Below are 15,507 nucleotides of genomic sequence, written 5' to 3'. Positions count from 1 at the left end.
GATGTGTTCTGCATGTTTGAAGATGAGAGACTGAATCGCTTGATTTACCTTTATACCCCTCTTTTTGCGAAAGATTTTCCGATCATTCTGTTCTGGATTCCAAAAAGCGGCTGCACGACGCTGAATCGCTGGTTCTTTTTCCAAAACGGACTGCTTGAAGATGTTGGCCGAAGATGCGCGGGGGAGGTTCATCACTACAGAAATACGATCTATACGCAGCAGCCGGATTATGTGAAGGATCTTCTGGCAGAATTAAGAGAGGGAAAAAAGGACACTTACAAGCTTGTGCGTAACCCTTTCCGGAGAGCAGTCAGTTCCTTTCTGGCGGCAATTTGCTCCCCGAATTTTATCTGTCTGTTTAACAGTGACATGAAAACAGGGCTGTCTTTCACCCAATTCTTGCATCATTTAAAAGATTTGGGGCCGGAAATCAGCGCCATTGACCGGCACCTTGGTCCTCAGTATCTCGAAGGAGAAGAAGAGTTTGTCACCAATTATATTTACCTCGAGCAATTCAGCGCGCAAATCAGAGAGATTGAAAACAAATACAAATTATTGAAATCTCCGATATCACAGCTGTCGAAATCACCGCACCATCTTTCCGATACTATGCTCAAAAAAGGAAAATTCGCGGACACCGTTTTCACCATGTCATCCTTCGACTGGGTGTTACCGACTTTTGAGAGCTTTTACAATGACGAAACAAAAGAGCTGGTGCAGGAGATTTTTGCGAAGGACTTCGAAGTCTACGGCTTTGATCCGAAACATATCAAGTAAACCGGAACTCGGCCATCACATTACGATCTCCTTTCAATTCGATTACATTTTGGAAAATTGATTCCAAATGGTTTCTTTTTCAGAGACGATCGTTTAGAATGCCCACTAAAGGTCATTTTAAGAATCACTTCTGTTTGAAGAAAGGAGATATATTATGAAAAAAGGCATATCATCTCTCATGATTGGATTATTGGCTGTCGTATTGGGCGCCTGCACTTCAAATCATGATGATCAGCAATCCAAGGCAAACAATCAAGAAAAAACAGCCCAAAGCGGACAGCAGGATCAAGAAAAGCAAATGAAAGCCATGCAGAAAAAGCTTGATCAGCAAAAAGTCGATGATACAAAAACAGTGGCTGTCGTTAACGATGAAAAGATCACAGGCAAGGACTATAACAGCGTATTATCAACCGCACAAATGCAGTATCAGCAAACAGGACAGGATCCGACTTCAAAAGATGCGGCACAGCAAATCAAAAAGCAGGCCATCGACAGCCTGGTCGGACAGGCTTTAATTACCCAAGAAGCGGACAAAAAAGGCTACAAAGCATCTGAGAAAGAAATTGAAAAACAGCTGGACGAAAGCAAAAAGCAGTATAAAAATGATCAAGATTTTGAGGAAGCTGTCAAGAAAGCCGGCTTAAACATGAACACGCTGAAAAGTGACATTGCCGACAATATCAAAACAGAAAAATATATTGACAAAGAACTGCCGGCAGATCAGGTCACAGACAAAGAAATCAAAGATTACTATGATCAATTTGCCGCACAGCAAAAAGACAGCGGACAGAAAAACACACCTGCGTTTGACGATGTCAAGAAACAAATCCAAGACATGCTCAAACAGCAAAAAAGACAGGAAAAACTCGGACAGCAGGTTGAAAAACTGAAAAAAAGCGCCGATGTGAAAGTGGAAATTTAACAAAGTCAGCCATCCGTTACAGGATGGCTGACTCGTTTTATTTATCAGGTTTATTCAAGCGACTCTATCGCCGCCATCACATCAGCTTCATGAAAAGATCCCATCAGACATAAAGATTCATCCGGCCGCACGGCATGAGCGGCAACGGTCCGTTTTGCCTCTTCAACGTTTTCTAAAATGCCTAAATCGCTAAGTCTTCTCGGAAAACCGAGCCCTTCATAAAAGGGAATCAGTTCGGCAATTTCATCTGTCCGTCCTTCTAAAGCAAGCTGCACGAGTATCCCGTAGGCTACCTTTTGGCCATGCAGCACACGATGGGTTTCGGGGATGAACGTTAAGCCGTTGTGAATGGCATGGGCTCCGGCCATTCTGCCATAGCGTCCCGCATATCCGCCTACTGTGCCAGCCAGCGCGATAACCGCTTCGAGGACCTTTGCGAAAGATGAGGAGGTTTCGCCTTTTTCAAGACTTTCTATGGCTTTCAGGCTTTCTGTCAACAAAATATCCCGAATATAGACAGACTGTCTCAACCCTGTCTGAACCATGATGGAAAGTGACTCGGCCGTATTTCTGATGATCGCTTCGGCCTCATACCATTTCGCCAGCGTATCGCCGATTCCGCTTTTCACATACGCGACCGGTGAAGAAAGGAGAAGCAGCGGATCGACCAGCGTCAAATAGCTTGAGCGCTTATGGTATTGGACGCCCGAAAAGTTGCCGTCATCATCATAGATCACGCTTAACGGCGTGCTTGCCGCGCATGTTCCCGGGATCGTCGGAATCATCATGACTTCAATGTTCAACAAATCGGCGGCTGCCTTCGCCGTATCTAAGACGGTTCCCCCGCCTATCCCGATGATGACATCTGCCGATTCTGCTGCTTCTGCTGCTTTTTTAATCTTATTTAGGGAACTGCAGCCCGTATGCTGAACGACTTTCCAATCGTTTGGAGGCGTTGTATAACTCGTAAAAGCTTTAAACGATTTGACTCCAGTAATGATGACGGGCCGTTCGAATGCATTCGCAAATGACGGCAGTTCTTTCGCGATCCCCTCCCTGCAAACGTACTGGTTCGGACCGCTTCTGACAATATCTTCAGGCTGCATATTTCCCACTCCTTCTATTATTTTCTAATATTTATCATCTCACTTTCTAACAAGATGTCAAACGATATCACAAACCGGTCACCGGTTTCTTTCTGAATTAAGCAAGACTCTCTTCCTTCCCATTCAAGCTCAAACAGCTGTTCCAAATGAAATATTCCGTGTGGAAAGCTTCCGGTATACAAAGCTGACGCGGCTGCAGCGGCTGTCTGTGCGGTAATGAATGATTCATTTTCGCCGAACAGCGCGATGCCTGTCCCGGCGCTCCGGCCGTTTTTCAATCCTTCAGCATCCACCTTTACCGCGTATTGCGCTGATCCGATGTTGAGCGCCCCCAGCATACGGACCGCCAGATTTCGAATTCCCTTATTGTTTAAGAGCTTGGCTGCGCCGATTTTTTGCATGGCCGCAATCAGCACAGTGGCAGGCCTTGAATCAAAGCAAAGCCGGGTAGAAACAGAAGGGACGGCTAATGTGCCTGGCAATGTCACCTGATCGGAAAAAGGAAACCGGTAGGCTGTCCGGCGCCCCAATCGCCCGCCGAAGTTTGTCCGCCGGCCGTCTGTAAAACTGCTGACTTCCATCAAGTGTCCATTTTCTTTCACATCATACACCGTATTCAGATGGTCAACTGTCCACTCGATCGCCGCTTTTCCGTGGCTGTCACCTAAACCGAGCATGATCGCAATATCAATCCGACTCGTTTCATCGAGAGCCTGGGCGGCTTTCTGCGCAAGTAAATTGGTAAGCCCCGGAGCCAGGCCGACGCTTAATAATCCAGTGCCGCGGCATGCTTTGTCATTCAGCTGTTCAAGCTGAGCTAAAAATGAACCGTTCGCCGTAATGTCGATATAATCCGTGCCGCTCGCCAGACAAGCCTCTGCCAACTCAGTGTTTTCCTGATCGATGCACACGATCACCAGCTTCGTCGTCTTGAGCCAATCCCAGTCAGCCGGTGCATCTCTGTTGAAACGCATCGGCTTCACTTGGCCGCCCGTTTCCTGACTAAAACGCTCGGCGTGATCCAGGTTTCTTCCGGCAGCATACACACGGCCCGGATATTTTTCTCCGAGACTCCGGCAGATTTGGGCGCCGACATGACCGTACCCGCCGATCACGACAATATGTTTCTTCATTGTTTGCCGCCTCCTTTCACAGCAAACCAGCCGTCGATTACATAAGCGCTGAAAAATCTCGTTACGTTTGTAAAGCCTGCTTTGCCGAGCAGATCCTCCACCTCTGAAGCCGGCACCGGATGAGAGCGGCTGCCGATTGAAGCGGAAAAGCTCTCCCATTCCTGTTCAGAAATCCCGCCTGCCAGCATATGCTCCTTCCAGGCACACATCTGCCACTTGAATGCCTCTGACGTCATGTTGCCTTGAATGGCCGCAATGAAAAACGGAGCGCCATCCGCCAATCTTGAGGCGATCTGCTGCAAAAATTCAAGCTTATGGCGGACAAAGTGAAGCACAAGCATGCATGTCGCAGCATCATATTGAAATCCGCACTCAAGCTGATGTACTTCTCCTTCAATCAGATCGGCTTGAGGCTGAATTCCGGCGAGCTCCAGCCTTTTTCTCGCCAAACCGAGCATGCTGGCAGACGGATCGACTCCTGTATATGACCAATTCGGGTGTCTTTTTGCAAGCGTCACGAGCTCCTGCCCGCCTCCGGCCCCGACGACCATCACATTAGCCGCATCTTCAGAAAGCCGGACCGTCAACAAGCGATCCATCATATCGTAGAGCATTTCATAGCATGGGATTTTTAAAGGGATTTTCTTTTCGTATTGATAGACATCAGGATGATTCCAGTCCATGTTCATGACAAGCCGTTCTCCTTTTAGTAAAATTAATTAAGAATTGTTCTCAATTATAAAGGAGTTTCAACAAACCACCATCCCTTAAACCTGGGATTTTTAAAGAGGAGGACCGACATGAACCGGCCGTTAAAAGACATACTGAACGAACTGCAGCGCACAACCCGTTCTTCGCCCCAATATATCGAAGCCATGCTGTCTGCATTAAAACAGGCGATTCCGTTTGATGCATCATGCTGCACGGCTGTAGACCCCAAGACCTTACTGTCCATCGGAGCCGTCACAGACGATCAAATTGAAGCGATCCATCCGCAATTATTCGAGCTTGAGTACACGCAGGAGGATGTGAATCGATTCGAAGCCTTAATTCAGACACGGCAGACAGCGGCTATATTAAGTGAATCGGTCAAAGGAGACTTCCGGCAAAGCAAACGCTACAGCAACATTCTTGGGCCTGCAGGCTATGAAGATGAATTGCGCGCCGTTCTGCTCAGCAAGGGGGCGTGCCGGGGATACCTTACCCTGTTGAGGAAAAGAGGACAGCCGCTGTTTACAGAAAAGGATAAGAGCTTGCTCGCTTCACTCGCACCGCTTATCGGCCGGCACCTTCAGCAATTCAGACACCACCTGTCAAAAAAAGACGTGTTTCACATGAAACATGTCGGAGGCATTCTGATTTTGTCGGAAGACCTGCAGCCCTTGTCATGCAACCGAGCGGCCCTCCATTGGCTAAATATCTTGCGCGGCTGGGAAAGGATCGGCAGCGATGCCGTGCCGAGACCTGTCCGGGCCGTCTGCACGCGGGCAGCGGCTGAAACTGCCGATCCGGCAAAAACGGTCATCTCGATTCCGGGTCATTCCTGCCTATCCATTAAAGCGAGTCGTTTAGACGGCTTTGGTCCATCAGGCCAGATCGCCGTTTCATTCGAGCCTGCTTCACCGGCAGAAACCATACCGCTGATAGCAGAAGCCTACAGCCTGTCCGACCGGGAAAAAGACATCGTGTACCGGGTCATCCGCGGACTTTCAACAAAAGCCATCGGAGACGAATTGCATATATCGGCTTACACCGTTCAAGACCACTTGAAATCGATTTTTTTGAAGACGGGCGCAGGAAACCGGAGGGAGCTGATGTGGAAGCTGCTTGATGATGTGCTGGAGTGAAAATAAAGCGGGTGGAAAACTGTTCTCAACTCCGATTCCACAGACAAGACACGCAGTGTTTTTCACTATGTCTTATCTTGGAGGAATGAAGACCAGCAAATTCAGAGGACTTAACTTTTTCTTCATTCCACCCCATCCTGTTCATTGAACAGCTCGTCCAAACGCGCCACAGCATCCTGTTTTTCAAAGGTGCTGAACCATAGGTCGTCATACGAATCCAAAATGCGGTAATGGTGAGAAATCAAGTTTTGCTGAAGGCGAAACTCGCCTTTTTTCTCAATGTCCCGCCACCACACTTTTCCGCCGAGCGTCTTCCCTTTTGGTCTGTCGATGCTTCGGTGAGCGACAGTCTCCACCACCTCAAGGGGCTCATCCCCGAGCACGGCCTGCAGCACCTCACTGTTCCGAAAAAGCGCGCATACCGCGACAACATGCGCCCACCCCGCTGCCGACCTGCCCTTTTCAATTTGCACGAGCGTTTTCTTCGACATCCCGAGCACGTTCGCCATTTTCTCCTGCGTATAGCCGCTTTCCGCACGGATTAATCTTAACTTGGATGAAATGAGTTCGGTTATGTATTCTTTATCCATGGAGGAACCTCCGATGTTCTTTTTAGTGTAATATTACACTAAAAGTTACAATGGTTCAATTTTTATGACCCTGTAATTGCTGTCAGTTTAACACTCTCCTTATGATCTTCACCATTGTGATTCCATTCCACGACAGCTTTAAATTGCTCATTCTTTTCACAAAATACGATTTTTTCATTAAGCAACATCATACAAGAAATTTCTCAAAAACATGATAAACTTAAACATCATCACACCAAGGAGGCCCGACATGCGAAATGAAACCCGCACGCTTTTCCTCGACCCTGATCTAAATGTTGAAGCCTACCGCTTTAAAGGCATTATGCAGAAGTTTCCGAATCACTTTCACGAGTACTTTGTGATTGGTTTTATTGAGAAGGGGCAGCGCTATTTGCTTTGCAAAGGAGAAGAATACATCATTAATCAGGGCGATCTCGTGCTTTTCAATCCTTATGACACGCACAGTTGCGAGCAGATTGACGGAAAGGCGCTCGATTATCGCTGCATAAATGTGATGCCTGACGTTATGAAAAAATTTGTGAAGGAGATCACCGGAACCGACAGCCTCCCATATTTCACGAAAAATGTCTTGTTCCGTCATGAGCTGAACGCCAGCTTGAAGGAGCTTCACATTCAAATATTGCAGAAAGAAAAAGCCTTGAAAAAAGAGGAGCTTTTTCTCAACCTCCTCGAGGAGTTGATTCGGACGTATTCTGATGTTGCGTTTCTCGAAAATGCGCCTGAACCGTCCGACGAAGTCAAAGCGGTGTGCGGTTATTTGGAATCCCATTACCAGGAAAACATTACGCTTGAACATTTAAGCAAGCTGGCAGGCTGGAGCAAGTATCACCTCCTGCGGTCGTTTACGAAGCAGAAAGGAATTTCCCCCTACAGCTACTTGGAAACCGTCCGTATCAATCATGCGAAAAAGCTGTTGGAAGAAGGCGTAAAACCAATCAATGCCGCTTTCCAAACAGGCTTCAGCGATCAGAGCCATATGACGAAATTTTTCAAGCGGCAGGTCGGGCTGACTCCGAAACAATATATGAAAATCTTTGAATATGACAGGCAGGAGATCAAAGGATGAAGACAAGACGCGAAACCGCCGGACACCTCGCAGCTGTTATCACGATCATCATCTGGGGTACCACTTTTGTCTCGACAAAGTTGCTGCTCGAGGATTTTGCGCCCGTAGATATATTGTTTTACCGGTTTCTCATCGGATTGATCGTGCTGATTATGGTGCATCCGCATGTGCTGACATTCCGGAGCTGGAGGCAGGAAGCGCTGTTTGCGGGAGCAGGTTTATGCGGGGTGACGCTTTATTTTCTGTTGGAAAACATCGCGCTTACCCTTACCTACGCCTCAAACGCCGGCATGATCGTCGCAGTTATTCCGATGATCACCGCGGTATTGGCGCATTTTTTCCTTTCGGGCGAAAAGCTGGAGCCCCGTTTCTTCATTGGATTCGCCGCCGCTTTTACAGGACTTGCGCTCATTTTCTTTAACGGACAAATGATGCTCAAGCTGAATCCGCTCGGCGACATTCTTGCTGCTGCCTCTGCATTCGTCTGGGCGGCATATGCGATTTTGATGAAAAAAATCAGCACATTCGGTTATCATACAATCCAATGCACACAGCGGATCTTTCTGTACGGCTTGCTATTCATGGTTCCCGCTCTGTTCCTGTTTGATTTCCGCTTCGACGCCAGCCCTTTCGCCTCCCCCGCCAATTGGCTGAATATCCTGTTCTTAGGTGCGGGCGCTTCTGCGCTTTGCTTTGTGACATGGAACTGGTCGGTCGGTGTGCTTGGGGCGGTAAAAACGAGCGCTTATATCTATATGGTACCCGTCATCACCATTGCCGCATCCGTCGTCATTCTGCAAGAAAAACTGACATGGGTTGCTTTTTGCGGAGGAGCGCTCACATTGGCCGGTCTTTATATTTCTGAAACAAAACCAAAACCTCAGCTGAAGGAGGAACAAATTTGATAGAAGAGACAAAATGCGCATTGATCATCGATGAAAGCCTGCCGCTCGGGCTAATTGCCAATACAGCTGCAATCCTGGGGGCTGCACTCGGCAAAAACAAACCCGGCCTGCTCGGAGAAAATGTAACGGACGGCTCGGGAATCGACCATTTGGGTATCGTCAAACTTCCAATCCCCATTTTAAAAGGCAACGCCGAGCTGCTTCATCAATTAAGACAAAAGCTGTTGACCGACGAATTCAACGATATTCTGACGGTCGATTTCACCGATGTCGCGCAAGGCATTCATACATATGAAAAATTTATTGAAACATTTCAAAGCACCGCAGCTTCCGATTACCGCTATTTTGGAATCGGCGTTTGCGGCGATAAGAAAAAAGTCGCGCGGCTGACAGGAAGCTTGGGGCTGTTGAGATAAACAAAATACGGAAATTGACTCCTTCATTAAATGAAGCGAAGTCAATTTCCGTATTTTTTTATGTCATACGTTTGCCACCTAATAGTGAAAGCACAATGAAAGAAAGAGGGATCATAAATGGATGAAATGGTGTTGAAAACGCAGGAATGGCTAAACAAAACCTACAGCGGGAAACACGGTTACAACAAGGTGGAGGAGAACGGAATACCGAATTGGAATACGATTTACGGTTTAACGAGAGCATTGCAGATCGAGCTCGGAATCGCGGAGCCCGCTGATAATTTCGGACCTGCAACAGAGAGTAAGTTTATTCCGCTCAAACGGCAGGCCAAAAATGAAAAACCGACAAACCTCAATTACATTCTACAAGGCGCTTTTTGGGTGAAAGGAAGCGGGTTTAATCCCGGCGGATTAACAGGTCAATTCTTTGAAGGTACAGAGGAAGCCGTGAAAAAATTTCAAAAAGCTGCGGGCCTGGCCAAACAAGATGGTGTTGTCACAGCACAGATCATGAAAGCATTGCTCAACATGAGCGCTTTTACATTGGTTTCAAACGGCGATACGAAAATCCGTCAAATTCAGCAAAATCTAAATCGGGATTACAACAATTATTTCGGACTAATGCCTTGTGACGGTGTTTATTCCCGAGAGACAAATAAGGCGCTCATTTATGCCTTGCAAAAAGAAGAAGGTATGAGTACAAGTGTGGCTAACGGCTTTTTTGGACCAGGTACAACAAGCAAATGCCCGACACTCTCACCCGGAGACTCCCGAACCAAGCTCGTGCTGATTCTTCAGTACGCACTATATTGCAATGGCTATCCTTCTGGTGAATTTGACGGCAAATACGATGCTGAAGTAAAATCTGCCGTCTCACGTTTCCAAAGTTTCATGTGTTTGCCGGTAACAGGAATTGCCAATATGGCAACGATTAAAGCCTTATTGGCAAGCTCCGGCGATACTTCACGTGCTGCTGCGGCATGCGATACTGCCACAATCTTAACGGCGGACACTGCGAAAACTCTACGCAACAACGGGTACAAAGTGGTCGGCAGATATTTGACAGGCAATGTGCGGACAAGCAGCGGGCTTAAATCAAAAGCGATGACTCCTGCCGAGCTTTCTGCCATTTTTAATGAAGGTTTGAGGGTGTTTCCGATTTATCAAGACGGGGGCTATGAATCCTCGTATTTTGTAGAAAATCAAGGAACAACAGATGCGTATGCCGCTGTCAACGCAGCGCAAGGATTAGGCTTCCCATCCGGCACAACCATTTATTTTGCCGTTGATTTCGACGCGTATGATTATGAAGTAACAAATAAAATCATCCCGTATTTTAACGAAATCAGAGTAGCGTTTGATAAAATGCAAAGCATTCCGAATACCCCTAAATATAAGATCGGTGTATATGGCCCAAGAAACATTTGTATCAGAACAGCAGACGCCGGATTAACGGAATACAGCTTCGTCGCTGACATGTCGACCGGCTTCAGCGGCAACCTCGGCTACACGATGCCCCAAAACTGGGCCTTTGACCAATTCTATGAATATTCAATCGGCACAGGCAGCGGCGCCATCGGCATTGATAAAGACGCTTATTCTGGCAGGGACAAAGGAGCAGCTAGTGTCACCCCGTCGTCAGATCCGGTCTATGACGCACGAGTTAGAATGTTGAGAAATGTTTTAGCGAATATCCCGGCACTGAGCAGTATTTCTGAACTATTTACAACAATGTTTATTTTTGATAAAACTGAGACAGTTTACGAGTCTCTATACTTAGATATTACGTTATCTACTTCACTGAGATTTAAAAAGCCAAGTGAAACATCACCGGGCACACTACAAGTTAAAAACGGAAAGGTCGGAGCATCCATTACCGAAGTATTAGGAAACTCAAAAACATCATTGAGTTCTTCACAAATTCATTCGTATGATGAGCTTTTAAAGAATATCGGCTTGTCGGTTCGTAACGGATATATCATGGTAAACGTTTCACCTTCTGTTGAATCTTTGGATCTTTCATTAACAATATTCAGCGATGAAATTCCGGTAGTCGATGGTACAAAAACTGAAATGTCGGCTACAATTACCTTTAAAATTAAGAAATTATATGTCTCACCTAACAAACCAGTTGCAGCTCCTGTAGAAGCGTTACCAATCGATTGGGGAGCAATTGGGGTTGCAGTCGGAGGGTTTATGGTAGCTGCTGTGGGTGTAGCAGCTGTTGTCATAGCGGGAATTGCAGCACCTGAAATCGCTATTGGCACGGCAGTGTCCGCTGTGTTATTTGCAATATTTGGTGAAACGACTGATTAATTTGTTTATTTAATGAAAACTGCATAAATACATAATATAATGTATTTATGCAGTTTTTCCAAATCTTTAATATATAAAATATCGTGGAGGTATTCATATTGAACACAGACAAACAAGTATTCATTGAAACGCAGAAAACAGCCAAAACCCTTAAAACTTACCGCGATAAGAGCGACGAAGAGCTATTAGCCTTTCTCGCTAAACAAGATTCACTGACCTTAAATCAGCTGAAAGTCTATTACTCAGATCCTTCATTTGCGCTTCATTATTTCATCAGTGCAGCATTTTTCAGTATAATATTGGCTTCGTTCATAACTGCAATTCTTTCTGGTCAAGCAGATTCGATATTCCCTTTCATTTCCGGCATCTCCATTCTAATATTAGCTGTCATATTTACGGGGTGTTTATTCTGGGTGCTTAAACAGCTTGTCATCCTGAAAAAAAAGCCGATTCAATTCATTACCCACTTTTCCAAAAAAGCCGAGTTTGCACGTATCGTAAAAATGATTGATTATGTTTTACAACAAAAATACAAAAAGGCATTAAAAAATATACCGAACCAATAAAATCTCATGTTTTTTATGAATAGGAGTGACAATCCAATGAGAAACGAAAAACAATTATTTCAAAAAGCTGAACATACAGCCAAACTTCTTGAGTCTCACAAAAGTGACGAAGAGCTGCTTACATACCTTGCAAATCAAGAATCTGTTACATTAAATCAGCTAAAAATCTATTACTCAAATCCAAGTTTTACATTAACGTATTTGATTAAAGGGATTTTTTTTAGCAGTATGACTGCTGTCATTATGGCGGCCTTTTTATCTGGTCAGATCTCCTCCCTCAACCATGGTCTTTCAAGGCTATTTTCATTCTTCTTCATGTTCTATCTGATCTTCTCTTTTCTTTGGATCGTCAAGATGCTGATCTCCTCACGAAAAGGACCGATGCAAACAATCCTGCACTTCCAAAAAAGAGCGGAATATTCCAGAATCACGGGTATGATTGATTTTATTTTAGATGAACGTTTTAAAAAAGAATTTGATTAAAAAGCAGAGAAACATTTCCTCTGCTTTGGTTGGTCTATTAAACAAAAAAGAAGGACAAAAGACATGCAAACAGACAAACAATTATTCGAAGAAACAAAACAAAAAGCTGAAGCTATATTGTCATCGAAAACTGAAAACGATGAAGAGCTGATGGCATACCTCGAAAAACAAGATTTATCCACGCTAAACCGGTTGAAAGTTTACTTTTCGGGTCCAACGCTAAAAATCAGCCACGTGATCAAAGCTTCGCTTTACAGCTCCTTCACCGCCAGCATTATAACTGCTATATTTTCTGGTCAAGTCGTTTCCATTTCATATGACATCGAGCATAATTTTTTTCCTTTGATATTAACAATATTACTTTTAGCCAGCTCCATCTGGGTGTTCGGCACAATCACTAAATCGCAAAGAAACAAAGATCAAAACTTTTTACACTTTAGAAAAAAAGCGAACCATACAAAAATTATTGGAATGATTGACTTCGTTTTGGAAAACAAACATAAAAATATTTCAAATTAAAAAAGCATCCCTAAAGATGCTTTTTTCATGTTTACTCACCACTCGACAAATTCTGTCTTCTCTCCTGCTCCGCGATGATTTCATTATCCTCAGCGTTGTCTCTCGTCACTTTCTGCGTCAAAATCGCGCCGACCGCCACTAAAATCATCACAGCTATGTAATAGCCTTTTTCATTGAGCTGCAGGTTGTCCGCATTGTAAAGGCCGATACCGAACAAAAAGACCCCCGCAAAAAATGTGAAATATGACATAACCGTAAAGGCCGTTGTGTTTCTTCTTCTGTGTTTCTGCATCTTAATACCTCCTAAAGAATAAAACTATTATACTTTATTTAGGTCAACAGAAGAAGAATGTTCTTCCTTCCCACACATAATTTAGTAAATATGTCACATGGTAATAAAAAAGGCCTACAAAATAAAAAACCGGGAATGACTCCCGGTTTTTAATGCTTTTCTTCGCCTAAAACAGCTTCTGCAATATTGACGGCATGGTCGCCGATCCTTTCCAGATTGCTGGTGATATCGACGAAGATCACGCCTGCTTGTCCGCTGCATAATCCGTCGTTTAAGCGAAGAATGTGCTTTTTGCGAAGCTTGCGTTCCATTTTATCGATTTGATTTTCTTTTTCGACTACACGTCTTGCGGCATCTTCGTTATTTTCTCCAAGAGCTGTGATAGACTCCTTAACAGTGGAAATGGTCAGATCAAGCATTTCTGTTAAGTCCGCCATTGCCGCTTCGGAAATTTTCACCCTGTTGGATTGCTGGTACTCCCCAAGCTCAACCAAGTTTTCAAAGTGATCGCCGATTCTTTCAATGTCTCTGACTGTGTCCATTAACATATGATGTTCTTCAGATTCTTGTTCAGAAAGAGTGGTCGCTGACAGTTCGATCAAATAATCAGTAATCTTTCTGTCCAAATTGTTAATCGCATCTTCTATTTGAAAAGCGCTTTGCGCATGTTTTGCCTGTTTTGTATTAAAAAACTCTTTTGTTTCCTCAAGTCCCTTTACTGCAAATTCACCCATACGCAGTACTTCTTCTTTGGCCTGTCCCAGGGCAATTGAAGGCGACTGCTGAATGAACAGCGGGTCCAGATGTGTTGCTTTATAGTCCACAACCGAATCTTTGCCCGGAATAAGCTTCGTAACGATCAAAGCCAATATGCCGACAAACGGAAGCTGAATCAGCGTATTTGACGTATTAAAGATCCCATGGGCAAACGCAATCACCATCTTAGGATCCAGTCCTAAAGAGGATTGAAGCATTAAAATCAAACTTGTGAACGGCTTCAGCAAGATCAGGAAGATTGCTGTTCCAATCAGGTTAAACAATACGTGAACGGCCGCAGCCCGTCTCGCTGCGACGGAGGCGCCAAGAGATGCCAGTACAGCGGTAATCGTCGTACCGATATTGTCCCCGAATAATACAGGAAGAGCGCCATTTAGATCTATTAATGAATCGGCAAACAGCCCTTGCAGGATCCCGATGGTTGCACTTGAACTTTGGACGAGAACGGTGAAAAGCGTGCCGACAAGCACTCCGAGAACAGGGTTCGTACTCATGCTGACGGTTAAATCATGAAAAGCTTCAATCGTTCGAAGCGGCTTCATTCCGCTGCTCATTAATTCCAAGCCATAGAAAAGTGCACCAAATCCGAACAGAACTTGGCCGAGGTTCTGAAATTTTTTGCTCTTTAAGAAAAACAGCAAGAATGAACCAATGGCGAGGATCGGAAGCGCATATGCACCAACGTCAAAGCCGATAATAAATGCCGTGACCGTCGTTCCGATGTTCGCACCCATAATGACGCCGATCGCCTGGCGGAGGGTCATAAAGCCGGCGCTGACGAGACCGACAGTGATAACGGTCGTGCCGGAACTGCTTTGAATTAAAACCGTGACAATGATACCAGCCAAAACACCCATCAGAGGGTTGCTTGTAAAACGATCCAAAATGTCTCTCAGCTTATCTCCGGCTGATTTTTGGAGTCCTTCCCCCATAAACTTAATACCGAGAAGAAAGATCCCGAGACCTCCAATGAATTCAAAAAGCAATTTCTGCACATCTATTTCCAACGTCTTGCCCCCCTAATTCGACATAAATCTACAAACCAAACACTATGATTATGATGGAGATTAAAGCCTATGTAAACGATTCAAATCGAAAATTTACAATAACTTAACATTGCCGGCTGATGATTTACATTCCCTTAACATTGCCTGGACTGATCGCAAATATACCCTATTCCAACAGGCAAAAATCCCGAACTTTTTCATGGGTTAAACCGTATTTAAAACTAAAGGAGAGATCACATATGCCAAACAGAGCTAACGGTACTCACATTAAAATTAAAAAGACAAAAGGGGAACGGGTTTGGAACGCATTTGGCTATTTCTTTTACCTGGGATCAATTATCTTTTTGGCCGCTGTCTGGGGATCGCTCCCCGAAAAGGTGCCTGCACATTACAACGCACTCGGTGAAGTCGATCGCTGGGGGGCAAAATGGGAGCTTTTCATTTTGCCGGGAATCGGATTACTTATCCTTTTGTTCATGCAATTCTTAGAAAAGCATCCTGAGATTCACAACCATCCAAAGCGCCTGAATGAAACAAACGCTGAACAGTTCTACCTGCTCAGCCGAAAGTTGATCAACCGCTTAAAAAATGCATGCCTCATCATTTTTTCTCTCATATTAATGGAATCTGTGTCAATCGCTTTAGACTTGGGAAGCGGATTTGGCGGATGGTTTCTTCCGGTTGCCTTACTCGGCACCGCCATGCTTGTGGCCGTAAGTTTAATACAGCAACAAAAGATCAAATAACGGTCAGGTGCATATTTG

Annotated in this window: 17 protein-coding genes; 11 read left to right on the top strand and 6 right to left on the bottom strand. The window is 44.9% G+C overall.

From position 1 onward, the window contains the following. Positions 1 to 12 precede the first annotated feature (12 nt). Both CP943_RS01690 and CP943_RS01685 read left to right on the top strand, forming a co-directional pair. Positions 13 to 777 carry a sulfotransferase family 2 domain-containing protein gene (locus tag CP943_RS01690; RefSeq protein WP_025810848.1) on the top strand — a complete coding sequence of 255 codons (765 nt, stop codon included), beginning with the start codon at positions 13 to 15 and terminating at the stop codon, positions 775 to 777. A gap of 154 nt (positions 778 to 931) precedes the next feature. Then, a complete protein-coding gene (locus CP943_RS01685) occupies positions 932 to 1,699 on the top strand; it encodes a SurA N-terminal domain-containing protein (protein WP_025810849.1) in 768 nt (255 codons plus the stop codon). Between the two features lie 50 nt (positions 1,700 to 1,749). Here the strand turns inward: CP943_RS01685 and CP943_RS01680 are convergent, their stop codons facing one another. The 3 genes from CP943_RS01680 to CP943_RS01670 are packed head-to-tail and all read right to left on the bottom strand — an operon-like array spanning position 1,750 to position 4,627. Continuing rightward, positions 1,750 to 2,805, bottom strand: a complete 1,056-nt coding sequence (locus CP943_RS01680) for an iron-containing alcohol dehydrogenase family protein (RefSeq protein WP_095292772.1) — start codon at positions 2,803 to 2,805, stop codon at positions 1,750 to 1,752. Between the two features lie 17 nt (positions 2,806 to 2,822). Beyond that, positions 2,823 to 3,938, bottom strand: a complete 1,116-nt coding sequence (locus CP943_RS01675) for a saccharopine dehydrogenase family protein (RefSeq protein ID WP_095292768.1) — start codon at positions 3,936 to 3,938, stop codon at positions 2,823 to 2,825. Then, a complete protein-coding gene (locus CP943_RS01670) occupies positions 3,935 to 4,627 on the bottom strand; it encodes a class I SAM-dependent methyltransferase (RefSeq protein WP_049937907.1) in 693 nt (230 codons plus the stop codon). Before CP943_RS01670 ends, CP943_RS01675 begins: the two co-directional genes overlap by 4 nt. Before the next feature lie 111 nt (positions 4,628 to 4,738). Here CP943_RS01670 and CP943_RS22570 point away from each other — a divergent pair, with 111 nt between their 5' ends. Further along, a complete protein-coding gene (locus CP943_RS22570; protein ID WP_234026553.1) occupies positions 4,739 to 5,785 on the top strand; it encodes a helix-turn-helix transcriptional regulator in 1,047 nt (348 codons plus the stop codon). A gap of 122 nt (positions 5,786 to 5,907) precedes the next feature. On the opposite strand, the gene CP943_RS01660 is transcribed toward CP943_RS22570, so the two are convergent. Next, positions 5,908 to 6,375 carry a helix-turn-helix domain-containing protein gene (locus CP943_RS01660; protein ID WP_025810853.1) on the bottom strand — a complete coding sequence of 156 codons (468 nt, stop codon included), beginning with the start codon at positions 6,373 to 6,375 and terminating at the stop codon, positions 5,908 to 5,910. 250 nt (positions 6,376 to 6,625) lie between these two features. On the opposite strand from CP943_RS01660, the gene CP943_RS01655 reads away from it, so the two are divergent. The 7 genes from CP943_RS01655 (at position 6,626) to CP943_RS01625 (ending at position 12,667) form a co-directional block, all read left to right on the top strand. Further along, the gene (locus CP943_RS01655; protein WP_096747865.1) at positions 6,626 to 7,462 is read left to right on the top strand and encodes an AraC family ligand binding domain-containing protein; all 837 of its coding nucleotides are present in this window, start codon (positions 6,626 to 6,628) and stop codon (positions 7,460 to 7,462) included. Then, entirely contained in the window at positions 7,459 to 8,367 is a 909-nt protein-coding gene (locus CP943_RS01650) for a DMT family transporter (protein WP_096747864.1), read from the top strand. The genes CP943_RS01655 and CP943_RS01650 overlap by 4 nt, the downstream gene beginning before the upstream one ends. Next, complete coding sequence (locus CP943_RS01645) at positions 8,364 to 8,783, top strand: DUF2000 domain-containing protein (protein ID WP_035400503.1); 420 nt, start codon at positions 8,364 to 8,366, stop codon at positions 8,781 to 8,783. Before CP943_RS01650 ends, CP943_RS01645 begins: the two co-directional genes overlap by 4 nt. 117 nt (positions 8,784 to 8,900) lie before the next feature. After that, complete coding sequence (locus tag CP943_RS01640) at positions 8,901 to 11,099, top strand: glycoside hydrolase domain-containing protein (RefSeq protein ID WP_026580444.1); 2,199 nt, start codon at positions 8,901 to 8,903, stop codon at positions 11,097 to 11,099. 98 nt (positions 11,100 to 11,197) lie between these two features. Further along, the gene (locus CP943_RS01635) at positions 11,198 to 11,665 is read left to right on the top strand and encodes a hypothetical protein (RefSeq protein ID WP_023857731.1); all 468 of its coding nucleotides are present in this window, start codon (positions 11,198 to 11,200) and stop codon (positions 11,663 to 11,665) included. Positions 11,666 to 11,701: 36 nt separating this feature from the next. Next, positions 11,702 to 12,148 (top strand): hypothetical protein, encoded by a 447-nt coding sequence (locus CP943_RS01630; protein WP_023857730.1) that lies wholly within the window; start codon positions 11,702 to 11,704, stop codon positions 12,146 to 12,148. A 63-nt stretch (positions 12,149 to 12,211) separates the two neighbouring features. Continuing rightward, complete coding sequence (locus CP943_RS01625) at positions 12,212 to 12,667, top strand: hypothetical protein (RefSeq protein WP_026580443.1); 456 nt, start codon at positions 12,212 to 12,214, stop codon at positions 12,665 to 12,667. A gap of 31 nt (positions 12,668 to 12,698) precedes the next feature. On the opposite strand, the gene CP943_RS01620 is transcribed toward CP943_RS01625, so the two are convergent. Both CP943_RS01620 and CP943_RS01615 read right to left on the bottom strand, forming a co-directional pair. Next, complete coding sequence (locus CP943_RS01620) at positions 12,699 to 12,959, bottom strand: YiaA/YiaB family inner membrane protein (RefSeq protein ID WP_020449960.1); 261 nt, start codon at positions 12,957 to 12,959, stop codon at positions 12,699 to 12,701. A gap of 149 nt (positions 12,960 to 13,108) precedes the next feature. Beyond that, positions 13,109 to 14,743, bottom strand: coding sequence for a Na/Pi cotransporter family protein (locus CP943_RS01615; RefSeq protein ID WP_020449959.1), 1,635 nt, complete (start codon positions 14,741 to 14,743; stop codon positions 13,109 to 13,111). 239 nt (positions 14,744 to 14,982) lie between these two features. Between CP943_RS01615 and CP943_RS01610 the strand changes: the two genes are divergently transcribed. Continuing rightward, positions 14,983 to 15,489, top strand: coding sequence for a DUF1648 domain-containing protein (locus tag CP943_RS01610; protein ID WP_026580441.1), 507 nt, complete (start codon positions 14,983 to 14,985; stop codon positions 15,487 to 15,489). The last annotated feature ends 18 nt before the right edge of the window (positions 15,490 to 15,507 follow it).

The sequence above is a fragment of the Bacillus paralicheniformis genome (assembly GCF_002993925.1).
In the GTDB taxonomy this organism is placed as follows: domain Bacteria; phylum Bacillota; class Bacilli; order Bacillales; family Bacillaceae; genus Bacillus; species Bacillus paralicheniformis.
Note: the sequence above shows the minus strand (reverse complement) of the source record. Positions and strands in the feature narration are given on the sequence as shown.